At 26.7% G+C, this 26,166-nt stretch carries 26 protein-coding genes; 6 read left to right on the top strand and 20 right to left on the bottom strand.

Going from position 1 to position 26,166, the window contains the following annotated elements:
- Position 1: 1 nt before the first annotated feature.
- The 7 genes from cas7c to J2Z71_RS00205 form a co-directional block, all read right to left on the bottom strand.
- Entirely contained in the window at positions 2-871 is an 870-nt protein-coding gene (gene cas7c, locus J2Z71_RS00235; RefSeq protein ID WP_210059837.1) for a type I-C CRISPR-associated protein Cas7/Csd2, read from the bottom strand.
- Positions 871-2,811: a type I-C CRISPR-associated protein Cas8c/Csd1 gene (gene cas8c, locus J2Z71_RS00230; RefSeq protein WP_210059836.1), complete on the bottom strand. Its 1,941-nt coding sequence runs from the start codon at positions 2,809-2,811 to the stop codon at positions 871-873. The genes cas7c and cas8c overlap by 1 nt, the downstream gene beginning before the upstream one ends.
- The gene (gene cas5c, locus J2Z71_RS00225; RefSeq protein ID WP_210059835.1) at positions 2,811-3,539 is read right to left on the bottom strand and encodes a type I-C CRISPR-associated protein Cas5c; all 729 of its coding nucleotides are present in this window, start codon (positions 3,537-3,539) and stop codon (positions 2,811-2,813) included. The genes cas8c and cas5c overlap by 1 nt, the downstream gene beginning before the upstream one ends.
- Positions 3,540-3,547: 8 nt before the next feature.
- Positions 3,548-5,911: a CRISPR-associated helicase Cas3' gene (cas3, locus tag J2Z71_RS00220; protein WP_210059834.1), complete on the bottom strand. Its 2,364-nt coding sequence runs from the start codon at positions 5,909-5,911 to the stop codon at positions 3,548-3,550.
- Positions 5,912-6,372: 461 nt separating this feature from the next.
- Entirely contained in the window at positions 6,373-7,467 is a 1,095-nt protein-coding gene (locus J2Z71_RS00215) for an alanine racemase (RefSeq protein WP_210059833.1), read from the bottom strand.
- A gap of 12 nt (positions 7,468-7,479) precedes the next feature.
- Complete coding sequence (locus J2Z71_RS00210) at positions 7,480-8,829, bottom strand: GntP family permease (RefSeq protein WP_210059832.1); 1,350 nt, start codon at positions 8,827-8,829, stop codon at positions 7,480-7,482.
- 9 nt (positions 8,830-8,838) lie between these two features.
- The gene (locus tag J2Z71_RS00205; RefSeq protein WP_210059831.1) at positions 8,839-10,158 is read right to left on the bottom strand and encodes a D-serine ammonia-lyase; all 1,320 of its coding nucleotides are present in this window, start codon (positions 10,156-10,158) and stop codon (positions 8,839-8,841) included.
- A 186-nt stretch (positions 10,159-10,344) separates the two neighbouring features.
- On the opposite strand from J2Z71_RS00205, the gene J2Z71_RS09035 reads away from it, so the two are divergent.
- Complete coding sequence (locus J2Z71_RS09035) at positions 10,345-10,917, top strand: helix-turn-helix domain-containing protein (protein WP_342590791.1); 573 nt, start codon at positions 10,345-10,347, stop codon at positions 10,915-10,917.
- Between the two features lie 608 nt (positions 10,918-11,525).
- Here J2Z71_RS09035 and J2Z71_RS08900 read toward each other — a convergent pair.
- Positions 11,526-11,609, bottom strand: coding sequence for a hypothetical protein (locus J2Z71_RS08900; protein ID WP_342590790.1), 84 nt, complete (start codon positions 11,607-11,609; stop codon positions 11,526-11,528).
- Between the two features lie 1,380 nt (positions 11,610-12,989).
- Positions 12,990-13,487: a DUF7000 family protein gene (locus J2Z71_RS00190; protein WP_210059830.1), complete on the bottom strand. Its 498-nt coding sequence runs from the start codon at positions 13,485-13,487 to the stop codon at positions 12,990-12,992.
- A gap of 56 nt (positions 13,488-13,543) precedes the next feature.
- On the opposite strand from J2Z71_RS00190, the gene tadA reads away from it, so the two are divergent.
- The gene (gene tadA, locus J2Z71_RS00185) at positions 13,544-14,005 is read left to right on the top strand and encodes a tRNA adenosine(34) deaminase TadA (protein WP_210059829.1); all 462 of its coding nucleotides are present in this window, start codon (positions 13,544-13,546) and stop codon (positions 14,003-14,005) included.
- On the opposite strand, the gene J2Z71_RS00180 is transcribed toward tadA, so the two are convergent.
- Complete coding sequence (locus tag J2Z71_RS00180; protein WP_210059828.1) at positions 14,006-14,512, bottom strand: phosphatase PAP2 family protein; 507 nt, start codon at positions 14,510-14,512, stop codon at positions 14,006-14,008.
- 78 nt (positions 14,513-14,590) lie between these two features.
- Positions 14,591-14,803 carry a CDIF630_02480 family spore surface protein gene (locus J2Z71_RS00175; RefSeq protein WP_210059827.1) on the bottom strand — a complete coding sequence of 71 codons (213 nt, stop codon included), beginning with the start codon at positions 14,801-14,803 and terminating at the stop codon, positions 14,591-14,593.
- 156 nt (positions 14,804-14,959) lie between these two features.
- Between J2Z71_RS00175 and J2Z71_RS00170 the strand changes: the two genes are divergently transcribed.
- The 4 genes from J2Z71_RS00170 to J2Z71_RS00155 all read left to right on the top strand — a co-directional run bounded on the left by J2Z71_RS00170 (position 14,960) and on the right by J2Z71_RS00155 (position 19,864).
- Entirely contained in the window at positions 14,960-16,693 is a 1,734-nt protein-coding gene (locus J2Z71_RS00170; RefSeq protein ID WP_210059826.1) for an ABC transporter ATP-binding protein, read from the top strand.
- Positions 16,686-18,572, top strand: a complete 1,887-nt coding sequence (locus J2Z71_RS00165) for an ABC transporter ATP-binding protein (protein ID WP_210059825.1) — start codon at positions 16,686-16,688, stop codon at positions 18,570-18,572. The genes J2Z71_RS00170 and J2Z71_RS00165 overlap by 8 nt, the downstream gene beginning before the upstream one ends.
- Before the next feature lie 110 nt (positions 18,573-18,682).
- Complete coding sequence (locus tag J2Z71_RS00160) at positions 18,683-19,333, top strand: DUF1361 domain-containing protein (RefSeq protein ID WP_210059824.1); 651 nt, start codon at positions 18,683-18,685, stop codon at positions 19,331-19,333.
- A 9-nt stretch (positions 19,334-19,342) separates the two neighbouring features.
- Entirely contained in the window at positions 19,343-19,864 is a 522-nt protein-coding gene (locus J2Z71_RS00155) for a nucleoside 2-deoxyribosyltransferase (RefSeq protein WP_210059823.1), read from the top strand.
- 8 nt (positions 19,865-19,872) lie between these two features.
- On the opposite strand, the gene J2Z71_RS00150 is transcribed toward J2Z71_RS00155, so the two are convergent.
- From J2Z71_RS00150 to J2Z71_RS00110, 9 genes are all read right to left on the bottom strand, one after another.
- Positions 19,873-20,019, bottom strand: a complete 147-nt coding sequence (locus J2Z71_RS00150; protein WP_210059822.1) for a YvrJ family protein — start codon at positions 20,017-20,019, stop codon at positions 19,873-19,875.
- Between the two features lie 7 nt (positions 20,020-20,026).
- Positions 20,027-20,245, bottom strand: coding sequence for a DUF2922 family protein (locus tag J2Z71_RS00145; RefSeq protein WP_210059821.1), 219 nt, complete (start codon positions 20,243-20,245; stop codon positions 20,027-20,029).
- Position 20,246: 1 nt separating this feature from the next.
- Positions 20,247-20,471: a DUF1659 domain-containing protein gene (locus J2Z71_RS00140; protein WP_210059820.1), complete on the bottom strand. Its 225-nt coding sequence runs from the start codon at positions 20,469-20,471 to the stop codon at positions 20,247-20,249.
- Between the two features lie 124 nt (positions 20,472-20,595).
- Positions 20,596-21,903 (bottom strand): D-alanyl-D-alanine carboxypeptidase family protein, encoded by a 1,308-nt coding sequence (locus J2Z71_RS00135; protein WP_210059819.1) that lies wholly within the window; start codon positions 21,901-21,903, stop codon positions 20,596-20,598.
- Between the two features lie 137 nt (positions 21,904-22,040).
- Positions 22,041-22,307, bottom strand: coding sequence for a hypothetical protein (locus J2Z71_RS00130; protein ID WP_210059818.1), 267 nt, complete (start codon positions 22,305-22,307; stop codon positions 22,041-22,043).
- Positions 22,308-22,317: 10 nt separating this feature from the next.
- The gene (locus tag J2Z71_RS00125) at positions 22,318-23,517 is read right to left on the bottom strand and encodes a pyridoxal phosphate-dependent aminotransferase (RefSeq protein ID WP_210059817.1); all 1,200 of its coding nucleotides are present in this window, start codon (positions 23,515-23,517) and stop codon (positions 22,318-22,320) included.
- A gap of 14 nt (positions 23,518-23,531) precedes the next feature.
- A complete protein-coding gene (locus J2Z71_RS00120) occupies positions 23,532-24,506 on the bottom strand; it encodes an ATP-binding protein (protein WP_210059816.1) in 975 nt (324 codons plus the stop codon).
- 1 nt (position 24,507) lies between these two features.
- On the bottom strand, positions 24,508-25,521 hold the full coding sequence (locus tag J2Z71_RS00115; protein WP_210059815.1) for a DnaD domain protein: 1,014 nt from the start codon (positions 25,519-25,521) through the stop codon (positions 24,508-24,510).
- Positions 25,497-26,105: a GNAT family N-acetyltransferase gene (locus tag J2Z71_RS00110; protein ID WP_210059814.1), complete on the bottom strand. Its 609-nt coding sequence runs from the start codon at positions 26,103-26,105 to the stop codon at positions 25,497-25,499. Before J2Z71_RS00110 ends, J2Z71_RS00115 begins: the two co-directional genes overlap by 25 nt.
- Positions 26,106-26,166 lie beyond the last annotated feature (61 nt).

Below are 26,166 nucleotides of genomic sequence, written 5' to 3'. Positions count from 1 at the left end.
TTTATTTACCTATTAAGTTTACTATTTTTCCTTCTTCTTCTTTTTTAAATTCTTTAGGTATATTTTCTACTATTTCATATCTGTCAAAGCTATTTTTTTCAGGATCTATAATTTTTAAGTCTACACTACTATGAATTTCAGCTGGTGAATACTTACCAAGTTTAGAGTTATGTTTAAACCAATATAATTTATTTACTTCCATACTTCCTGCTGGTCTTGCTGATGAATAATCATTTTCAAATATATTAATTAATGCTTTTTTTACAGTTTCCGCATCTTTTTCTGTAAATCCAGTTTTTTCTGCTAGTTGTGGACTTATTGTTCCAACTACTTTATATGTTCCAAATTCAACTCTATGTTTCATTCCCATTGTATCTGGTGTTTTAGCTGATGGATTCTTTTTGTTTGTTGTACTATTTACAGATTTTGTAATTTGCATTGAAGATATTTCTACTTCTTCTTTACTTTCTGCTGTTTGAATACTTACAGGTCCACGAATTCCTATTGAAAGCTTGTCTCCAGAAAAGGCAAATACTTGACCAAAACTTCTCACATCTATCCAATTTTCACATACTGCTTTTGCAAGAACATCTTCATCAGCTTTTTCTAATCCCTTCTCTTTTTTTAAAGCATCATATCTATCTTTAAGACTTCTATGTTCATCTACTCTTTTATCATCATTTTGAACAAATACATCTTCTCCAGATTCAATTAGTCTATCTCTTATTTTTCTTTTAATACATACATCTGATACTTCTCCATATCCGTTATAATCTATTCTTGGTCTATTTCCATTTAGTGGATCTCCATTTGGATTTGCCTTTATTACTGTAAAGTACATTATAAAATCAATTTTATTTTCTAATATCATTATTTTTCCTCCTTATTTTTCTTTGAAAGTTCTTTTATTCTTTGTCTTATTTCGTATTTTTGTGAATAATAACTAAGTAAATAATTCTCTTCTAAGGCTTTATTATTTGAAAAATCATCTTCATTAAATTTCGAACTAATTTCTTCTAATAATTCGTTATAATAGTTAGTTTTTACGCCTACTGTATCTAGGTACGGAAGTATTGCATTGTGAATTATTCCCCAAATTTTATAAGGACTTCTAGAAAACGAACTCATATATCTCTTTGCATTTGTAGTTCTTTTTCCTGCATCTTTAATATATATTGCATAATTTTCCACTTCATCTGCCACTGCAAGAAGTCTTCCATATAGATAGGACCTATCTTTGTTTTCATATTCAAGTGTCATATAGTTATACTCCTTTTCTTTTCTATTTATATAAAAATTTCTTATTACACTACATGCTACTGACAGTACTTTTTCATATTCATACTCTTTCTTTTTTTTATTATCTTTCTTTTTTTTATTATCTTTCTCAAAACTCATTGGGTTTGATGCTCTTTGATATAATTTTTTTACGATATCTATTGGTATTTTTCTTCCATCTACTATAGATATAAATAGCCTTTCATAAGTATTTTTATAAAGACTATCATTTACCATTTTTCCATAGGCAGATTCTATTATTTCTTTTATTCTAGGAGTTTCGTTATAATATTGACCTTTGTATTTAAATTCCCAAAATGTATCTATATACCATTTTTCAAGTTTATCTAAATAATCATTTATATTTATTTCTTTATAGTAAAGAACTGAAACTCTTCCTGGTACTGGTGAGTCTAATATTAAAATATTTATATTGTCTTCTCTTTTAAATTCTTTTTTTCTATAACCATTTAACATAGAGTTTATTTTTTCTGCATAATTTCTTCTTGTTATATCTTTTATTTCTAAATCACTATCATCAAAAAGATTACCTCCTATTTTTGGAATACTTTGATTTTCATTTCCAAATATTAAAAAAACTCTTTCTTTTTGTCTACTTGCTTGATTTTTTATTAAATACCTTAGTGCCATATGAGCTTTTTCACTAGTATAATATCCTATGGAAAGGGCTTCTTGATCGTCTATAAATCTTCCTTTAAATGAGAAGTTAGCAGTATCATTTGACGATATTAATTTTGCACCTGAACCTGCATTTAAAATATATTTTTGATGTTTTGTTGAGATTGGTGATATTTCACCTGTTATATAGTCAATATCTTTTTCATATTTCTGATTTTTTAGATGATTATAATAAGCTATTTGCAAGTCTTTATCTTTTTCTATTTCATAACCTCTTTTATTTTTTTTATCACTTATTCTAAATTTAACTAATGCCTTTTCAAAATTGCCACTACTTATTTTTTCTAGTTCAATTTTTTCATTATTTTCATCTTTATTTGTAAGTTTTTGATTTTCATCTAAGTATAAAATTTTCTCTTTTACAAGGTCATCTATTATACTTCCACTTTCTATATAGTTTTTTATTGTATTTAGATATGATAGTACTTTTTCTTTGTCATAGGATTTATCACTATCTTTTTCAACTGATTTTATAAAAGAACTTAATTCTTCAATGTAAGATTTGTAATGATCTTCATTTTCCAAAATAGGTTTTTTATTTTTAAAAGTTGAATATTCTTCTAAGTTTTTTGAAATATATTGAATAGTGTCAAATAATGGATGCGCAATAATTCCTCTTGTTCTACTTTGAGAGTCACTTGTTGCGGGTATTATCGTTTTATATTCATCTTCATCTACTAAATTAGCACTTATAAATCCTTTATCCCTATTTAAATTTATATCCACATAGGCTTTTTTTGTCGTAAATCCAAAAGGCTCTAATTCAATATCTAAATCTTTTTCATTTTCAATCATATAATCATAATAATTATATAAATTTTCTAAAAGACTCATTATTCACCTCCAAATATCTCATCATATGTTGCTTCTACATTTTTAAAATTATTTTTATTAAATTCTTTTTTATCATATTTTCTAAGTAGTCTTACTATTTCAATATCTTCTGGTCTTTCAAATTCTATTATTCCATTTTTCATAATAGGTCTACAAAATCTTATATTAAAATTTCCATCTTTACTTTCATCTGGATAGTCTACTCCATGAACCATTGTGCCAAAGTACATCTCTTCTATATTTTCATAGTAGGATTTACCCTCATTAAAGCTAAAAGGAGCAACATATCCTTGACACTCACGTGTTCCAAGAAATATATCTCTTCTTCCTCCACTATTTAAAGATCTCTTTGCAATTGCACTATGTTTATTTACATTCCAATCTTTTTTTAAATCAGGCCTATTTTCATTAAATTCAAAATGTGCAACAACATGATACTCTACATCTCTTAAATAGGAATACATTGAAAGGTCTGATTTTTTTTCTTTATTTCTTTCATTGTATTTTAGTGTCTTTATTCCCACAGATTGACTTTCTATTTTATTTACTATTCTTACTCGATCTATATACCATATAATAGATGGTTTCCAATAAATCGATTCTGTAATACCCTTTAATGCTTCATAGGTTGGGATTTGATATGAATACTTTTCTCCACCAACTCTCATTATTGGATCTGAAAAAAGTGCATATTTTGCCCAAACTTTATATTCAATTTGATTTTTCATACTTCACCTCAAAATATAAAATCCTCTACATTTTCTCCCTCTAAATCTAAACCATTTTCTCCATAATATGTACTTACTAGTGCATATATTCCTTCTATTTTAAGTTCATAAATCGCCCCTTTTTCAACTAAATCTTTAAATGTATTTTCATATATATTTAAAGAATATCTTTGTGATTTTTGTAAAATTTTCTTAATATCTGGTATTTCTCTTTGAGAGTTTAAATTCTCAATTATATCTTCTCCCTCTTTGTAGGGAACTATTATAGATTTATTATTTTCCTCTATTACATAAAAATTTTCTTTTACATCTTTTATTGCTGAGTTAAGAACTAACTTTCCTGCTCCAGGCTTATTGCTATTTTTGCCATCATTATTTATAGAAAATAAATCAGAAAGAGTTGTATTTTTAAATATAAAATCATATTCTTTTTTATCTATTTCATCATTTTCACATTTAAAATACTCATCTAGAGATGCTTTTGATAGATAATCAAAGTTTTCTATTTCTTTTCCATAAGCTAATAAGTCCTTCATAATATTTTTCCCTTTTTGAATATCCTTTAAATTTTTTAAACTTTCTCTACTTGGACTAAAGTTTACTATTATTACATCTGCTATTTCTCTTTCTTTATTTCTATTGCATCTTCCAGAAGACTGAGCTATTGATGTTAATGAAGATAGAGATCTTATTACTTTTTCAAAACTTATATCCACTCCAGCTTCAATTAATTGAGTACTTATCATAATTAATTTTTTATCTCTTTTTTTATCTTGAATATCTTTTAATTTCTTCTTTGTTTCTTTAATTATTTCACTTCTGTGTTCTGGACAAAAATTTGTATTTAATGTAATTACTTCATATTCATCTGATGAAATAGAGTTTTTTACAAAATCTACAGTTTTTTTAGTATTTACTATAAATAATATTGAACTTACATCTTTTATTTCTTCATTAATTAATATATTTACATCTTCTTCTGTTGTTAAAATATTTTCAGTCTTATCTAAAATATTTACTCTTTTAAATTTCTCAAAATACTTTTCTTCATTTTCTATTAATTTAATAGGCTCTTTATATCCAAGCCTTATTAAATCTTCATTAAATTTAGGTTGTGTTGCAGTCATTAAAAGAATTGTTGTATTTAAATATTTTTCTAAAAATCCTATAGCATAAAAAAACAATGTTCTAGTATAGTATGGAATTGATTGAACTTCATCAAATACTATTACCGAATTTTTAAGACTATTTAGTCTTCTATTATTTCTCGTTGGTTTTGAATAAAAAACATTTAAAAACTGAACTAATGATGTAAATATAAGATCATTATCCCATCTATCTTCATAGGTTTTTTTCTTTCTAGAATTGATATATTCTTTAAAATCCCCTATTTCCTCTTCATCTCTTATTACATTTGAATGAAACTCTAATAAGTTTGATCCAGTAGCTTTTTTAATCACTTCTGCATTTTGCTCTATTATTGAAATATAGGGCATTATATAAATAATTCTTTCTTTTTTATGCTTTATTGCATGATTAAGCGCAAACCTCATTGAAGAAATCGTCTTCCCGCCACCGACAGGTACTGTTAAATCATATATTCCTTTTTGCAAAGAACTTTTTTCTAAACAAATATTTGAAATTTCGCTTCTAAGTTTATCTATTTCATTATTTACTTTAAACTTTTTAATATACTTTTCTAAATTTTTACTATAATCTATAAATTTATTTTCTTGTTCTTCATACTCTAAATTCAAATCAAAATTAAAGGCATCAAGCCTATCTGCATCAATTAAAGCTGAAAATAAAAAATTAATTAAATTAGATATATCATATCTCTTATTACAATTTTTCATAAAAACTTTAATTTCTTCTAAACCTTTATTGAAAAGTTTTTCAAATTCTTCCTTTTCTATTATGTATTTGTAGAAGTTTTCGATACATTCCTCTTCATATTCAAAATCTCTATTTAATCTATTTAAAAAATCTTCATTGCCATTTATATCTATAAAATTATTAAGTCCTGTGTGATGTGACATTACGACTTGAGCAATTATTTCTTTATATAATTTTGATATTGAGTTTTCTTCTATATTATATTTATAAATAAATTTAGCGCCAATCGTTGAATGGTCTGATTTTGCAGGCACTTTAATAGACTCATCTTGAGTTGACATATAAGATTTAATTAAATATTCAGTAAAAGAATCTCTACACTTGCCCATATCATGTAAATATCCTAAAATCTTTCCAGTATTCTTAAAGCCTATACTGTCACAAAAAATAGAACAAATTCGAGAAACGTTTTCACAATGTTCAAGTATACTTTGCTTTTTTCCAAAAGAATTTATATGAGCTATTAGATTTACCATATAATCACCTCTTTACTTGTATATTAACATATCCAAATTTTAAATTACAGTTTTTAAAAAAAATTCTCACTGGACTCATCAATTCTTTTCATTACAGTAACAATATAAACTTAAAATCATGGTCCATTAATATATATAGTTCTACTATTTAATATTTATTTCTTTAACAAATTTTATAATTCAAATAATAATTTTTATTTATTTTATCGTTATTTAATTAATTATATATTATATTACTATTTACCTATCTCTAATAACTATCATTTTTTATAATATCATAAAATTTTATATATTTATTTTTTATGGTTTTATTAATAAATTTTGTCATAAAAACAATATCATCTTTAAAGTTTCATTTAATATAAAAAACTCTAATGATCTTTTCTTGTAGTTAATTTCTACAATATTAGTTTATCACTAGAGTTTTTTATTTTTTAATAGTTTAATAATAAATCTTTAAATTATTTCTTTGAATTTCCTCTTATATCTACGTTAATAATTTGTTCTATATTTTCTCCTCGATACCCATATATAAAGCTAGTTAAATTTGCTGTTGAACATGAATGATTTGGTATTATTTGAATTCTTTCTGATACTTTCAAATCTTTTGCTTTTACTTTTCCAACTTCTTCAGATAAACTTTCTATTACAGCTTCAGAATGTCCAATTATTTTTCCATGTCCTATTATTGAATCATTACCATGTGCACCTTTATCAAGTCCTATACTCTTTGCTCCCGCATCTAAAAGATAGTCACCGTCTCTTGGATTTGATATTATTGAGGCCAATACTCTAAGAGCGCAATCTTCTTCTTTTGCAATTCCTAAAGACATTTGAATTGCGTCTAAATAAACATAGTTTCCTGGATGAAAAATATTTATTACATCACTTTCAACTGCATACAAAAATGTAGGTGTTGATCCAGAACTTATTATTTCATAAATAATATTTTCTTTATCTAATTCATTTTTTACATATTTGAGAGTATTTATTTCATCTTCAACATATTTTTGCACTTCAGAATTTTTAGTAGCACTATATACATGACCAGGATGTGTAGAAATTCCTTTAAATATTAAGTTTTCATATTGATTAATTTTTTTAATCGTATCTATAGCATCTTCTTTTCTTACACCAAATCTATGAAGTCCACAATCTATTATTAATGTATAATTTATTTTTATATCTTTTTCTTTTGCAATATTATTTACAATTTTTGCAACTTTAACATCATCAATTCTAAGTATAAAATTTGTCTTTTTTGAAATCTCAATAATTCGTTTTATTGAAATAATATCACTTACAGGATAAGCATACATTACATTATTAAATCCAACATCCGCTGCTAGTTCACATTCATCAAGCGTTCCGCAAAGAACTCCATTGGATCCAAATTTTTTTTGCATTTGCAATATCTCTGAAGATTTATGAGTTTTTATCATAGGCCAAATCTCTTTGTTATTCTCACTTGCCAGTGAATGGAATTTTTGTAAGTTTTTTTCTAATATATCTAAATCTAAAATTATAGACGGAGTTTTAAGTTCATTTAGTTTCATTTTTATCCCCCTTTAAAGTAAAATAGCTTTTAAAATGAATACAACTATTATACCTGTTATTGATTGAGCAATTGATGCTACAGTAAAAGTTTTATAAGCTGTTCCCGTATCTATTCCCATAGTAGAAGAAGCTACCCAGAAATAGTCATCATTAGCATGAAATATCATTGATCCACCAGATGCACATGCAAGCATAGCTATAACTCGTCCCATTGGAGAACCCATTCCTAAAACATCTAATAATGGAGCTAACATACTTGCTGCTGTTACCATTGCAACTGTTCCAGATCCTATAGCTGTTCTAAAAATTGCCCCTATTATAAATGGTGCTAATATACCAATGTCGATTCCAGAGAAAAAATCCACTAAAATATTTTGAAGTTCTGATGCTTTTAATACTCCTCCAAAAGCTCCTCCTGCTCCTACTATTAATACAATCTGTCCAGCAGTCTTTAAAGATTCCCCGAATTCTCCATCAAAAGAATATACTGATTTATCCCCAGGAAAAATCTTAAAATATCCTATTAAAGCGATTATCATACCTATCAATAATGCTATCATCGGAGTTCCCACAAAATTTATAATATTTACAGCTAAATTATTAGCTCCTTCTTTCCCTATTGTCATATCTGAAAATGTCTTTATTAACATTAATATTACTGGCAATATAATTGGAATAAATGACATAAATGGAGATGGCAAAGTATGGTTTTCATCTAATTCTTCAATATCATCTGGTACAAAATAATATTTTTTACCCATTTTATCACCAAGAAAATGAGCTACTAACATTACTGGAATGGAAACTATTGCTCCAAATCCTATAACATATCCAAGATCTGCGCCTAAAATTCCAGCTACAGCTAAAGGTCCTGGAGTTGGCGGAACAAACATATGAGTTGCATGTAGTCCCATTGTAAGAGATACTGCAAGTGCAGTCATAGATATTTTAGTATCTTTTGAAATTCTCTTTGCGATTGGTGCAAGTAATACAACTGCAGCATCACAAAATACTGGAATCGATACCAAATATCCTGTTATTGCAAGTCCAAGAGATGCATGTTTCTCTCCTGTAACTTTTAATATACTTTGTGCCATAGTTTCTACTGCACCACTTTTTTCTAATAAAGATCCTGTAACAGTACCTATTGCAATTACTATTCCAATTCCTGCAATAGTACCTCCCATTCCTTCAGTAAATGCTTCCAATGCATTTTCCATTCCCATTCCTGAAATTATTCCAAAAGTAAAAGATGCTGCTAAAAGTGAAAAAAATGGATGAATCTTAAGCTTTACAGTACCAATTATCAATACAGCAATTCCTATTAAAAGAGCTAATATAGTTATAAATTCATTATTCATTTTTTCCTCCTATAAGTAAGTTTTTAAATATTCTTGCATAATATTTTCAGGGACAAGTTTACCACCAGTAGCCCAAATAATATGCGTAGAATTCTTCATTTTATCATTTAAACTATTGTCTTCTAAATAGTTTTTAGATAATTCATATTCTTTTAGTTTTAAAGGTCCTTCAAATGCTGCACAAGAAGAGGGTTCTATTTTTATATTTTCTGTTTCATTTAACAATCTCATATAATCAAATAGTTTTTTATCCTCTACTGTGAAAATACCACTTAAGATAGGTTTCATAATAGATCCAACAAAACCAGAAGGACGTCCTACTGCTAATCCATCCGCTTCAGTTTTCCCATCAATTCCAAAGTCTTGAACCGAAATTTTTTCATTAAGTCCTGTTGCCATTCCTAATAACATAGATGGAGCATGCGTTGGTTCTATAAAAAATACATGTGCATAATCACCAAAAATCTTCTTTAAACCAAAAGTAACCCCTCCAGGAGAACCTCCTACACCACAAGGAATATATACAAATAATGGATTGTCTTCATTTATAGTAATGTCTTTTTCTTCAAATTGCTTTTTTATTCTAAGAGCTGCAACAGCGTAACCTAAAAATAAAGTTTTAGAATTTTCATCATCTACAAAATATGAATTTGGATCTGCATCAGATTCTTTTCGTCCTTCACTGACTGCTGCTGTAAAATCACCATCATATTCTCTTACAATAGCGCCTTTTGATCTTAATAAATTTTTCTTCCATTCTTTTGCATCACTAGACATGTGAACAATTACATTAAATCCTAATGTAGCAGAGGTTATACCTATCGATAATCCTAAATTTCCAGTTGATCCTACTTGAATTGTATATTGTGAAAAAAAATCTCTATTGCTTTCACTTGCAAGCACTGAATAATCATCTTCTATAGTTATTAAATTATTTTCTAATGCTAATTTCTCTGCAAGATATAGTACTTCATATATACCTCCACGAGCTTTTATCGAACCCGCTACTGCAAGGTGCGAATCCATTTTAAGATATAAATCACCTTCAAATTCCGATCCATTTTTTATTTTATTTTCAAGTTTGTCTATTCTCTTAAGAGGAGATTCAATCACTCCGTTATATTCTTTTGTGTCTTCAAAATATTTCATTAAAAGTGGAGCGAACCTTCTTAATCTTTTATCTGCTTCTTTAATATCCTCTATACTAATATCAATGTTTTCCCAAGCTGTTTCTCCATATTTAAGATCAGGATTAATCCAAACTGTTGGTTTTAAATCCTTTACATTATCTAGTATAGGCTCTTTTTCTAAAAAATTTTTGATATCCATAAAACCCTCCTTAAATTTAAAAATGATAAACGATTTCTTGCTTAGATATTATAATAGCACTGCCAAAAAGTCAACTGTATTTAACTATTATTAAATTACATTTAACTATTTTAAATTTATTCATTATATAAATACTCAAATATAAAAATTATGATATAATTAAATTCATTAAAGAGGTGATTACACATAAATATTAAATTACTAGGTGAAAAAATTAAATCTGTACGAATTGAACATTCTATGTCTATTAAACAATTAAGTGAAATTATCGGAGTCTCTTCTTCACTTCTAAGTCAAATTGAACGCGGTTTAGCTAACCCATCATTAAATACTTTAAGAGCAATTTCAGATGCGCTAAACGTACCAATATTTTCTTTATTTATGACTGAAGATAACGAAATAGGTGCTGTCGAAGTAGTAAAAAAAATAGATAGAATTAATATAAAAGATGGAGATACAGAAGAAAAAAATGTAGAATTACGCTATGATTTACTTACTCCAGATTTAAAAGGGGCTATTCAACTTTGTGAAATGATTCTTGCACCAGGAGAAATCAACTCTACAAGTCTAAATAGACATAATGCTGAAGAAGTTGCCGTTTGTACTATTGGTGAAATAACACTTATATTAAACGATAAATCTATTCTTTTAGAAAAAGGCGATAGTGTTAGAATAGAAAAAAATACAGGCCACAGATGGAAAAATAATACTAAAGATTTTACAGGTATAATTTTTGCAATATCTCCACCAATTTTTTAAATTATTAATATTTAAAAATATAGTATTATTGAAACAAGTGCTATCTATAAATTAATAATAACAATATGACAATTTGATTTAGATATTAACAATATGAACTATATAAAACCTACTATTAACCACTGTATTCTATAGACACTAAAAGATTTGTAAAATAAAGAATTATATCACTATATATAAATATTTGAATTTTAAAATCTGAAAATAATTTAGTAACTAATACAAATTAAGATTTATTATACTATTCATATAATTCTATTAAATATCTAAAAAATTTAAATCTACTACTGAATTAGAGAAACTAATGTCAAGTAATATAGAAAGTATAAAAAACTATTTTTAAGATAATAAGAAAGATCCACTGGCTTAGCTAGTGGTTTTTAATTTACAGGCACAAGGACCTTTTTTACTTTCTAAACCTAAAAGGTATAAAAAATTGCCTATCACTTACTATTTCTTACTTAAATAGATTTGATGCATCAAAGGTTAATTATCCTGTTAATTCATCATTTTTTAACTTATTATTTATATATTCTTCTATCATTTTTTTATTTCTTTCTACCAAATCAATACAATATCCCCTATGCCAAAAACTTCTATTCCTATAATTATATATTAAATTTTGTCATAATTAAATATATAATTATACTGATTTTCACTTTTAGAAATCCTATAAAACTTAATATGATAATTTGGGGTGGTATTTCTAATAAAATATGAACATGATCTGAACATACTTCTGCTCATATTTTATTTAATCCCTTCCTATTACAAGACTCTATTAAAATTACTCATATTTCCGATCTTCTATATCCATAAAAATTTTTTATTCTATATTTTAGTACAAACACTATATGATATTTACAAGTTTTATTTTATTTTTGATAAATTATGTATATTATTATTTAACATAAAAAACATCTAGTGATTTTTCTTGTAGTTTACAGTCTACAATATTATTTTATCGCTAGAGTTTTTTTTAATGATTTAACGCTAAAACTTTATGGAACACATAGTCTAATTGGAGATTTTCTATTTACAAAAAGACATTCAGTTGTAAATATCTGAACGTATCCAAAAAACTTTAACATTTTCATCTCTCTTACATATCCAAATTTTAAATTACAGTTTTTAAAAAAATAAAAAGGTGATCTCTCACCTTTTTATTTAGTTACATTTTCATAAAAGTTATTTATCTTATTAAAGGAATTAAAAAAACAAACAAAGGAGTTTATTAAAAAAATATAAAAATTAAAGGGTAATAAACTATACCCAAGACTTAATAAATAAGTAATAAATAATCTATATATAAAAATATAACTATACTTATTATACCTAATATCTTATCTATAATAAAGCATTACTTTGCTAAATTGATAAATTATTTTATTTTTTATGTATTTTTTTGCCATTTTAGCAATAAAAAAGAGAATGAACTAATAACTAATCTTAAAAGTTCACTCTCTTAATATCTTAACAAAGTCATCCAACTAAACCTTTTTGGTTCTATCACTATTTTATCTACCTTCATTCGTCAATATTTTACATTCTAGTTGTAATATTTTCGTTAAATCATATAACTCGATTCCATTTTTTTCTTCTAAATTTAATCTATCCTTTAAATCTTTTTTTGTCTAATTCCCAACTCTTAAGAATTAGAAAATTTTCAGAACGACTAAATTTAAATTCTTTATAATCTAATAATTTACATTCTTTACACTTTTTATATTTTTAATTTAATTAATTTTTTACATTTTTACATTTTTTACATTTTTACATTTTTACATTTTTTACATTTTTTACATTTTTTAATTTAATTAATTTTTTTACTATAGTGTCGTCTTTAATAATATTATATTAACTAGCTTTAGCAAATACAATTTAGTCAACATCTATATCAAAGTCCCACTTAGGACTATTAAAAATCACGTTGGATGAAATTGTCAAGATTCACACCAAGTGAGTTGGTTGTTTCTTATAACTCTTTCTTGGTATTAATTATTTACCCAGTGTAATTCTTTCTAAACACTTTCTATAAAGTTTTTTAAATTTATTTATTTTTTTATAAAGCGCTATTTTTCAATATTTTTTATTATATTTTCTAAATTTTTAATATAGTTTTTTGACAATTTAATTATATTTTCTATTAATTCTTTTTCATTTTCAAAGTTTGGATTTTCATTAAGAGCTATTTCTATTATTGAATATTTTGTAATATCTTTTATTTGATTTTCTACTTTTATATCTTTTAATAATTTTATATATTTATTTTTTATTTCTTCATTTTGTCCCATTAGCCAAAGTTCAAATCTCATTTTTTTATGATTTAAAACTATTCCAAATCTTAATTGTTTTTCTCTTAATTTTTCATTATATATTGAAAAGTAACTATAATCTAAGTTTCCTGGTGAAATATATCCTGTTTTATATTGATCTTTGTATTTTTTTGAAAATTCACTTTTTATACTTGCAAGTAATTCTATTAAGTATCTATATGTATAGCTTAAGTTTTTTTCTATTAAGGTTTTTTGATAGTCGTTTATTAAGATATTTATTTCTTTATTTTTCATTCTTTCTCCTTTGCTTTTTATTTAGTTTTTTTATAAAATTATCTTGAGGTGATTTTTTGAATTCTAATCATGAGTTTTTCATGAATGAGGCTTTAAAACTTGCACAAATTTCCTATGATAATGGTGATATTCCAATAGGTGCTGTTGTAGTTTTAGATAATAAAATAATTGGATGTGGATATAATAGAAAAGAACTTCTTCAAGATGGTACTGAACATGCTGAAATTATGGCTCTTAAGGAGGCTTCTAAAAATCTAAATTCTCATCATTTAGATGATTGTAATATATATATAACTCTTGAACCATGCGTAATGTGCGCCGGTGCGATTTTAAATTGTAGGATTAATAATGTTTTTGTTGGTGCTAGGAATAAAAGGTTTGGAGCTTGTGGTTCTTATATTAATATTTTAGATATGGATTTTAATCATAGGTCTAATGTATTTTTTGGAGTTCTTGAGAAGAGTTGTTCTAGTATTATTTCAAAGTTTTTTAAAAATTTAAGAAACAGTAAAAATTAATTAAACTTTTACTGTTTTTTCTATTATTTTATTTGAAATTATTCCTATTATTATTCCAAGTACTATTCCTGCTAATACATCTGTTGGATAATGTACGTATAGGTACATTCTTGAAAATCCCATTATAAATGCAAATATAAAAAATACTACTCCCCATTTTTTATTGTTTAGATAAACTGCTGTTGCTGCTGCGAAGGCTGAGTAAGTATGTCCTGATGGGAATGAATATCCAGATGGTGGATTTACTATTATTGGCACTGAATGCTCTATATATGGTCTTATTCTGCTAAAGTATGGCTTTAAGATTCCATTTCCTATTATTGCACAAAGCATTAATGATAGTGATATTGTAAGTCCTAGTTTTCTTGTTTTTTTATTTAGTAAAAATATTACTGAAATTATTATAAATACTATTCCACCTGATCCTAAAGCTGACATTATGCTCATTATTTTATCTAAAAAAGGATTGTGAATTTTTGCTATTTCATTTAATATATTAATTTCCATGTTTTCCTCGCTGATTTTATTGTGTATTTATTATATGAATAATATGTAAGAAAGAGAGATTTCTCTCTCTTTTTTTATTTACATTCTTGTTTCTTCGTCAACCCAAGCTTTTGCTTCAACAACTGATTCTTCTGTTGGCACTTCTACTCCTGTTTCTGGATCTTTTGAATGGATATCTGCATATAAGTCACTACCAGGTCTTTTTTCGTCATTAATTGCCATTTCTTCTTCAATTTTTGCTTTTAGTTGTCTTTTTTTGGCTTCCGATATGTTCATATTCTTATCTACCATAATATTCCCTCCATTTATATATATATCTTAATCTGCTAATTTATTAACATATACCCTATTTTTAAGTTTTTAAATAAGGGGTATAATTATTTATAGTTAAATTGTTGTAATTTTTTTATTTAATGTTACAATAATTTGTTAAAAAGGAGGTAATTTATGGTAAAAAATATTCTTTCTAATTTGAAGGAAAATAAAAAATACGCAATACTATCTCCAATTTTTGTAATAGTTGAAGTTTTTATGGATATCGCTCTACCTTATTTAATGAGTCTTATAATCGACAGAGGAATTTCAGCTAAATCTAAAGAAGATTTATTAAAAATTGGAGTTTTACTTATTTTAAGTATAGTTATTGCCTTTGTTTCTGGAATTTATTCTGGTTATTTTGCGACTAAGGCTTCATCTGGTCTTGCAAAAAATTTAAGAGAAAGTATGTTTAATAATATTCAAAGTTTTTCTTTTGAAGATGTAGATAAGTTTTCAACTGGCTCTTTAATTACTAGAATGACTACAGATGTTCAAAATATTCAAATGGCTTTTCAAGCAAGTATTAGAATAGCAATTAGATCTCCTCTAATGCTTATTTTTTCTTTTATTATGAGTTTTAGAATTCATAGGGAGCTTGCTATGAACTTTTTGTTTATTTTTCCAATTATAATTCTTGGAATGTATTTGATTATATCAAAAGCTCATCCTATTTTTTCTCAAATATTTAAAACTTTTGACCGATTAAATACTATTGTTTCTGAGAATTTAAGCGGTATTCGTGTTGTTAAGTCTTTTGTTAAGGAAGATCATGAGATTGAAAAGTTTAATGATACTTCTTATGATTTATACGAAAAACATGTTAAGGTATCTAAGCTAATGGCTTTTGGTATGCCACTTATGCAATTTTCAATTTATTTAATTACAATTTTAATTGCTTGGTTTGGTGCACATTTTGTAGTTGTTGGAAGTCTAACTACTGGTGAGCTTATGAGTCTTATAACTTATGCTTTTCAAATTCAAATATCACTTATGATTCTTTCTATGATTCTTGTTCAGGTTACTATATCTAGAAATTCTGCTGAAAGAGTTTCTGATGTTTTATCTGCTACTTCTAGTATTAGAAGTCCTAAAAATCCTGTTTTAGAAGTTGCAAATGGTGATATTGAATTTAATGATGTATATTTTTCTTATGTACATGATTCTGATAAATGTGCTCTTAAAAATATAAATTTAAATATTAAATCTGGAGATAATGTAGGGATTATTGGCTCTACTGGTTCTTCTAAGACTACTCTTATAAATCTTATTCCAAGACTTTATGATACTTTGTCTGGAAATGTAAAAGTTTCTGGTGTTGATGTTAGGGATTATGATTTAAAGACTCTTCGTGATTCTGTTTCTGTAGTTTTACAAAAAAATCAACTTTTTACTGGAACTATTATTGAAAATTTAAGATGGGGTAATGAAGATGCTAGTCTTGATGATGTTATTAAGGCTTCTAAAATTGCTCAGGCTCATGACTTTATTTTAAGTGAAAGCGATCAGTATGATGCAAAAGTTGAAAGAGGTGGCACAAATTTCTCCGGTGGTCAAAGGCAAAGACTTTGTATTGCAAGGGCTCTTCTTAAAAAGCCTAAGATTTTAATTCTAGATGACTCCACTTCTGCTCTTGATAATACTACTGAGCAAACTTTAATAAATGAACTTGATAAAAACCTTCCTTCTATGACTAGAATAATAATTTCTCAAAGGGTTAATTCTCTAAGAAATTGCGATTATATTATAGTTATGGATAAGGGCAGAATAAATGGTATTGGTACTCATGATGAGCTTGTAAAGACCAATAAAATTTATAATGAAATTGTAAGCACTCAAGTGGAAGGGGGAGATTTTGATGCGTAATAAAGAAAAAACTAAAAGTAATCTTTTGTCAGCAGAAAATAAAGAAGTTACTAAAAGGCTTTTTAAATATATCTTTAAAGATGCAAAGCTTAAATTTTTCTTTGTTCTTATTCTTGTTGTAATATCCTCTTTTGTTGGTGTTGCTTCTTCACTTTTTATAAAGGTGTTAATTGATGATTATATTGTGGTTTTAGTTAATCAAGGTACTCCTGATTATGCTCCACTTATTAGTCTTTTAATAAAAATGGGAATTATTTATGCAATTGGAATTTTATCTACACTGACTTATTCTAGAATGATGGTAGATATTACTGAAGTAACTTTAAGAGATATGAGAAATGATTTATTTGCTCATTTACAAAAACTTCCAATTTCATACTTTGATACAAATTCTCATGGAGATATTATGTCTCACTTTACAAATGATATTCAAGCTCTTGAAAGAATGATTGCAGATGTGCTTCCTGGTCTTTTTTCATCGATTATGACTATTTTTGCAGTTGGATTTGCAATGATATATTCTTCTATTATTCTTACAGTTGTTGTATTTATAACTTTAATATTTTTAATTTTAGTTATGAAAAATGTTTCAAAGAAATCTTCAAAATATTTCTTAAAACAACAACAAATGATTGGTAAGACAAATGGATATATTGAAGAGATGATTGATGGACAAAAGGTTGTTAAAGTTTTCTCTCATGAGAAAAATATAATAGATGAGTTTAATAAAATAAATTCTGATCTTGCAGAAAATACTATGCTTGCTAATAGATATTCTCTATATTTAATACCTATTGTATTTAATATTGGAAATCTTCAATATGCTTTTATTGCAATTATTGGAGGACTTCTTGCTATATCTGGTAAGTTTGGAATTACAGTTGGTACTATTGCAGCTTTTCTACAACTTTCAAAGTCCTTTGGTGGACCTATGAGAAATATATCTCAACAAATGAATCAACTTATTATGTCTCTTGCTGGAGCTGTAAGAATTTTTGATTTATTTGATGAAGTTGAAGAAGAAGACAATGGAAATATTGAGCTTGTTAGAATATGTAAAGACGATAGTGGAAATATTAAAGAATGTAGTGAAAGAACTGATATGTGGGCTTGGAAAGATATTCAAGATGAAAAAGAAGTATATACAGAGCTTAAAGGTGATATTAGATTTAAAAATGTAAACTTCTCCTATGACGGCGAAAATGATGTACTTCACGATATATCTCTTTTTGCAAAGCCTGGACAAAAACTTGCCTTTGTTGGCGAAACTGGTGCTGGTAAGACTACTATTACAAATCTTATAAATAGATTTTATGAAATTCAAAGTGGTACTATTACCTATGATGGCATTGATATAAAAAATATCAAAAAAAGAGATTTAAGAAAATCCCTTGGTATGGTTCTTCAAGATACAAATTTATTTACAGGTACTATTAATTATAATTTAAGTTATGGTAATCCTGATGCCTCTTCTGAAAAAATCATTGAAGGAGCTAAAAAAGTTCAAGCAAATCACTTTATTGAACTTCTTCCTGATGGATATAATACAAGAATTTCAGGAACTGTATCTGATTTATCTCAAGGACAATCTCAACTACTTTCTATTGGTAGAACAGAAATATATAATCCACCTGTTTTAATACTTGATGAGGCAACTTCATCTATAGACTCTCGTACAGAAAAACTTGTTCAAGAATCTATGAATGAGGTTATGGTTGGAAGAACAACTTTTGTAATAGCACATAGACTTTCTACTGTTCGTGATGCCGATGCGATTATTGTACTTTCAAAGGGTAAAATCATTGAAAGAGGATCCCATGATGAGCTTCTAGAACAAAAAGGTGTATATTATAAACTCTATACAAGTGGACTTGAATAATAAAAAGGACTTCTAATTTTTTAGAAGTCTTTTCTTATATAAATCTTAATCTTATCTCAATTGACTTTTACACTTTCCTAAACTAAAATTAATCCAAGGGAGTGAGATTTTTGGACAAAAAAACATATTCTTCTTTTAGAAAAATACTAGTATATTTACTTATCTACATAGCAATAGGATATGTAATAATTCACTTTGGTTTTAATAAAAGATATTTAATTTTCAATGCAGGACTTTCCTTTATACCATATATTCTCACATCATTTTGTGCTAATAATAAAGATAGAATTTTACTTTGTACTATACTTACACTTATAGCAATAATTTTTTATCCTAATGCTATATATATGTTTACAGACTTTACTCATATTAAAACTAAAGAATATTATGAATTTGTAAATGGTGTTGTAACTTACAATATGGACTATCTTGTATGGATTAAACTTTCTTGTGAAGTGTCTCTTATTACACTTTCTCTAGTATTGTCTTTTGAATCTTTTTTAAATATTTTAAAAATAGTAAACTGCTACAATCATTTAGTGGCAAGCTTTATAGTTTTATTATTTTTCTCTGCTATTACAGGAATAGCTCTTTATTTAGGAAGATTTTTAAGATTAAACTCTTGGGATATTTATAAAATAAAAGAGATTTTTATACATTTATTGCATAATTTGACTACTAATGACTATATTTTAATTGGAGTTTTTGCAGCAATACATTTTGTAATAATTTTAATATTTGCAAATTTAAAAAATAATTAAAGGAGTATTATGAAAAAATTTACTGGTTATTTTGCATCACATTTTTTTAATGATGCAATGTTTACATGGACTGAAAAAGTAGCATCTAGAATTGAAAAAGAAACAGAGCTTTCTCTATATGTTCCTCAGAGAAATAGCTCAATTAATGATAAGAAAAATAATGATGATATTATTACAGATATAGCTATTTCAAAGGCTGATACCTTAGAGCTTAAATCTGCTAATATATTAATAGCAAATCTTGATGGACTTACTATTGATGATGGAGTTTCTGCAGAGATTATGGCTCATGGAGTTATTTCTGAAATGGAAGATGAATACAATATAAATACTGATTTTCCAAGAATGATTATAGGAATTATAACAGATATGAGATATGCTGGAACTGGAGACAACCATCTTTATAGAAATCTTATGATCATTGGCAAGGTAAAAGAACATGGTCATATTGTAGTTGGATATCCTTCAGATGATAGCTATATTGATGAGGTTATAAAACTTATTAATAATTTTATAGAAGAACATAAATAAAAAAAGCATCAGTGATTATAAGTACTTATACTATTACTTAAATCATTGATGCTTTTTGTAAGTTCTGAAATTTTAAACTCAATTCTAATTAGCAAATAGCAAGATATTGCAATGGGAAATCCAACATTTGCTATTTGATTAAATAACTCTTCCATAATTCACCTATACTATATCTTCATAATTAATTTCTTTAATATATGCCTTTGTAAATTTTTCTAACTTTCCAACTTTTCCCACAAATAACTCTGAGTCTATTACAAGACTTGATATATTATTTATTTGAGATAGTTCAATATTATCTATTGGATCATCTAATGAAATTTTAAACTTTTTCTTTCCAATATCTTCAAACTCAATTTCTAATATTTTATTATTTTTCAAATTATGCCTCCTTTGTTAATAATTCTTCTATTACAGTTTTTGTTGCTAAATGCTCTTTCTTACATAATGAGGACAAGTCCTTTGCAAAGTCATAAATATCTTCAAGCTCTGCTTTTTCGTTTAAATTTGAATAAGTTTTAGTCTTTTTAAGTTCTCTTCCACTTTCACTAAGTCCATTTTCAAATTCAAGTTTAAGTTTTCTATTTAAGATTTCTTTTTTTATCATTTTCTCACCTCCACTATATACATAGTAAATTTCTTAAAAAGTTGCTATTATTATTCACAAAAACTTAAAATCAATAAAAAAATATCCACAATTAAAGACATTTATCTTCAACTGTGGATATTTATTATGCTGCATTTCTTATATTATAAAATATATTTTCGCATATATTTTGTATTTTAAATAAAAATCCCTTTTCACTTGCACTATTTGTAAGGACTAAATCAGTTTTAAAAACTTCCTTATCTCCCATATAATAGCTTACTTCTCCTACTATTTCTCCTGCTGGAAGTGGTGCTTTAAGATTTTTTCTAATATTTACTTTTGTGCTTATTTCTGTCTTATTGTCCCAAAGTGCTGTTCCAATTTCTTTTGGATATACATTTGTTTCTTCTTCGCTACAACCTTCTATATTTACCTTTGTCACAATATCTTCAAGATTATTAACTGGAATATAGGAATAATTTTTAAATCCATCTTCCATAAGTCTTCTTGATGCAGAGTATCTTTGCCAATCACCCTTTGATCCTGTTGTAACTCCAATTAGTCTAATATCCTTTGTAGATCCATCTTCAGCCCCATTTTTAAGACCTGTTGCTATAAGACATCTTCCTGCTGCATTTGTATATCCTGTTTTTAATCCATCTATTCCCTCAACTACTCCAAGAAGTGGGTTTGTATTGTATTCATGATATTCTCTATCTGTTTTATTTAACTCCTGTATGCTTGTAAGTTGCAAAATATTTGGATGAGTTCTAATTAGTTCTCTTGTTAAAATAAACATTTCTCTTGTTGTCATTTTATTATAATCTTCTATGGAATAATCTGTAAGACCTGTTGGATTTACCATATGTGCATTTGTAAGACCAAGTTCTTTACACTTTTTATTCATCATATTTACAAAGCCCTCTTTTGTTCCTGATACATGCTTTCCAAGTGCTGTAATAGCATCATTTCCAGAAACTACAAGAGAAGCCTTTAAAAGATCATCTACAGTTATTTCTTCATTTTCCTTTAGTTTGTAAGTTGAACCAGTAAGAGAAGAACATTCATGATCTATTTTTACAATATCATCTCTACTAATAGTTCCATCTTTAATCTTATCTAGCACTACAAATACTGCTACAAGTTTTGAAGTAGATGCCATTGCCCTTACTTCATCAATATTATATCCTTCTAATATTTCACCTGATTTATAATCTCCTAAAATATAGGAACCAGTTAATTCTTCTAAGCCCATTTTGTTGAATTTATCTATTTTAATTGCCTCTTCATATGTAGCTCTTTGAACTCCATTTCTTGTTGGAACATATATATTTTGATCACGAATTTCTACATGTTCCTTTAATACATTTTCATCAATAGCTTGTGCAAAAGAAGTTGATGGTACAAGTAAAGTACAAGCTGCTAATAAAATGCTTATAAATTTTTTCATTATTTCACCTCGTTAGCTATTCTATCAAACTATTATAGATTATTACAGAAAATAAAAAAAGTAAATAGATCTTATTTAATATAATTATAATAATATCTTAGATATTAAAAGAAAAAAGAGAGGAATTACTCCCCTCTTTAAATTACTCCTCTTAATAAAAATAATATAAATAATATTATTAAGACTAAATATACTATTAAAAGTCTTTTAAAAAACTCTTTATTTTCTTTTTTGGCATATACTAAAGTTGTTATCATTATTAATGCCATAACTACATACTCCATATATCTAATATTTTTATTATATACTCCAGTTTTTAATTTTATTTGAGAATAAACAAATTGAAGTATTAAAAATACTATAGATAAAGAGATTAATATTTTGTTGAAAGTTTTTTGTTTCAACTTATCACCTTTAACTATTTATTTTTTTATATTCATCTAATCCTATTTTCAAAAGATTAATAGCTTTTTTCAAATCTTCGCAATTTAATACAAAAGCAAGTCTTATTTGTGACTTTCCAACATTAGAATCATGATAAAAACCAAATCCTGGAGCAACCATTACAGTTTCACCATCTAAATCAAAATCAGTTAGCATCCACTTTGCAAAATCTTCAGCATCCTCTACTGGAAGTTCAGGCATTACATAAAATGCTCCCTTAGGTGCATAAGTTTTAACTCCATCTATTTTTTGAAGCTCTTCATATACACAGTCTCTTCTTCTTTGGTATTCTTCATTGATTTCTTTAAAATAACTATCTTGAACATCATATAATTTTGTTGCACCAATTTGTTCAAGAGTTGGTGCTGCAAGTCTTCCTGTTGCAAGTTTAACTATCTCAGTCATAAGATCTTTATTTTTACTTGCAATAGAACCAATTCTAGCTCCACATGCTCCAAATCTCTTTGAAATAGAATCAAGTAAAATAAGTCTATCTTCTATTCCCTCGATTTCTGCAAAGGACATAAATTCTTTATTATCATATACGAACTCTCTATATACTTCATCAGCTATAATAAATAAATCTTTTTCTATAGCAACTCTTGCAACTCTTCTAATCTCTTCTTCTGTATATACAGCTCCAGTTGGATTTGAAGGATTTGAAAGAAGTACTGCCTTAGTATCTTCATTTACTGAATTTAATATAGTCTCATAATCTGGAAGTTTATATCCATCTTCTACTTTTGTATCAAAGGTTTGAGGTTTGATGCCAATTTGTCTAAAGATTGTATAGTAATTAGAGTAAAATGGATTACAAGTAAGAACATTATCACCTAAGTCTGTAACAGCTATTAAAGCAAAAACTAAGGCTTCACTTGCACCTGCAGTTATGATAATTTCATCTTCTGCATCATAGGCGATCGCGCGATCCTTATAATATTTACTTGTTGCTTCTCTAAGCTCTAAAAGTCCCTTTGATGGGGCATATCCCACTCTATCTTGATTGAAATCTTGAACGGCCTCGAAAAACTCCTTAGGAGTTCTAGTATCTGGCTCACCAATATTTAAGTGATATATTTTTTTGCCACTTTTCTTCGCCGCATCGGCATATGGTGTTAACTTTCTTATTGCCGAATAGGGAACTTCTTTTACTCTTTGTGATACTTTCATCTTCTTTTCACCTCTTAAGAATTTGTTTTTAATCTTAAATCATTCCCATAAAATTTAATAGGAATAAATTTTTGAAACACTCTTGAAAAGACTCTATCAGTATAAGTACTTGACAACTCTTTTGGTGATAAATTTGTTGATATTAAAGTTTTTTTACCGCCAAGTAGTCTTTTGTTAATAATGTTAAAAATTCCAGAAGCAGTAAAGGAATTAGTCATTTCTATTCCAAGGTCATCTACAATAAGTAGATCTGAGCTAAAAAGTTGAGAGTACTTTAAATTACTTATTTCAGTTCTTCTAAACTTTTGCTCCTCCATTACTTCACAAAGTGTAAAAGCAGTTTGATAAACTACATTTACATTTTCATCTAAAAGTTCCTTTGCAATACAATTTAGCATAAAGGTCTTACCCTGTCCTGTTGGACCATAGAACAATAGATTTCTGTCATTTTCATCATTAAAAGTCTTGATAAAATCTCTTGAAATTTTAAGAATCATCTCCATATTTTCCCTAGGAGATAAATCCTCATCATTATATTTTTCTTTAGAGAAAACACCTAGATCAAAGGTATTAAAATTTTCTCTTTTCAATGTATAGGAAAGATTACTAATATTATAAAGTTCTCTTGCAAGTTTATTTTCCATACAAGAACATCTCTTGCCATTTGGAAGTTTTCCTGTATCCTTGCATTTATTACAAGAATAAATCTCATCAAGATAATCTCTAGAATATCCAGCATTCTTTAATAAGCTTTCTTTTTTGCCCCTAAGGGCTATTATCTCAGCATTTGCTCTTTCACGAGCATCTTCTGAAGGATTTAAAATTTGCTCCTTTGCAGCAATAAATCCAATATTTTTTATAAATTCATCTATTTCTTTAATTTGTGGAATTTCAGAGTAAATCTTAGAAGTTCTAAATTCTAAAATCCTATTATTTTCTCTTCTTAACTCCTCATATTCTCTTTCAATATCTCTAAAAATATCCTTCATATTACTCTCCTAGCGTCTTTAGAAAATCCTCACGTTTCTTTCTTGCAAGATCTTCTAAATCATCCTCAGAATAATCATCAGAAAGTTGTTTAAAATTATGAAATTTCGTCTTTTGAACACTTGATTTAGGTTTTACATCTTTAGTTTTAATATCTTCAAGATTTTTAATGCCCTTCTCTTGCCAATTCATAAGTATTCTATTTACATATCCAAGATTTGGGTTACTAATATTTATACACTTATCACAAGCTGCATAAACAACATCAATATCAAAATTATATTTTTCAAACCAATCATTTACAATATCAAAATCAACTTTAGTATAAGGTTTAAAACCTATACCTATTCTATTTTTGATTTTCATAAATCTATAATACTTCTCATCATATTCAATATAACTTTTTTCAACATCTTCCATAGTTCTAATGTTTTTTTCTGACCAATTTCTAACAATTGCTTCAATATAACTTAAACTATTTATTTCTTTTACATTTATCGAATAATTAAAAGCCTCAATTATTAACTCCACAGGCATATTGTAAATATCTCGCCAATTTGCAATATCTTGTTTCTGTGCAATAGTAAGCCTTGCGCCCATAAGTTTATCAGCTTGAGACAATAAATTTGCAATCTTTGGATCATCAAGTATTGAATTTTGATTTCTTCTTGTATCTTTTTCAGGAACAGAGTAGATATTTTTAATATATAATTCCTTTAAATTTACAAATTGTATACTAAAATTTTTCTCATCTCCAACAAAGACTTTTTTTATAACTCCATTTTTCTCCCAATAGTCCCAGGCCCTAAGTACATCTGATTCAATAAGACCTAATAAATCTGCAATTAAATTAGAATCAAAGCTTTTAAGCCCCATCGATTCCTTTGCAAGTTTATACCCCATTAAATAGACCTTAACAAAATTCCCATCAGCCATTGGCATAAAATCATTAATAAATATATTTTCAATAGGAGTATCTCCTAAATCCATACTTAAATTTTGAAGTTTGAAATACATTTTATCACTCCATTGAACTTATTTCTATCTAAAACCATCTTATCTACATAAAAAAGAGTTTTCCCCATAAAATTTATAAAAGAATCACTATTTTCTCTATAATCAACTATTGTATCATCAAAATATCCATTTTCATAAAAATTCAAATGAGTTGAAACTTTTTTAAATCCAACTTTACTATATAAACTAATAGCTCTTTTGTTAAAAGTTGCAACCTTTAAAGAAATCTTTTTTTGATCTAAACTATTAAAATAATAATCCATCATATATAGTAAAATTTCACTGCCATATCCCTTATTTATCTCACTAGGATCTAAAACAATACCTAAAGTTGCAGACTTTATTAATTTATTAAAATATTTAAAACTAATATAGCCTATTGCAAAATCTTCCTTAAATATGGAAAAATACATATTATTTGGATTTTGCGTCTTCCAATTAAACCAGTCTTTCAATTCAATATCTGTATCTTCATAAAAATTATAATCATCAAGTAATGGAGTATTATGTCTGCCCCATTTTTTAAAATCATATACATCTTCTAATTTCATTTTCCTATAAGAAAAATTTTTACTCTTTAGCATATTCACAACCCTAATATAATAGTTTTATTTCTTCATAAATTTTAATGATTATTCTATATTA

This window comes from Peptoniphilus stercorisuis (genome assembly GCF_017874395.1).
GTDB lineage: Bacteria > Bacillota > Clostridia > Tissierellales > Peptoniphilaceae > Anaerosphaera > Anaerosphaera stercorisuis.
This window is presented reverse-complemented; position numbering and strand designations above follow the sequence as displayed.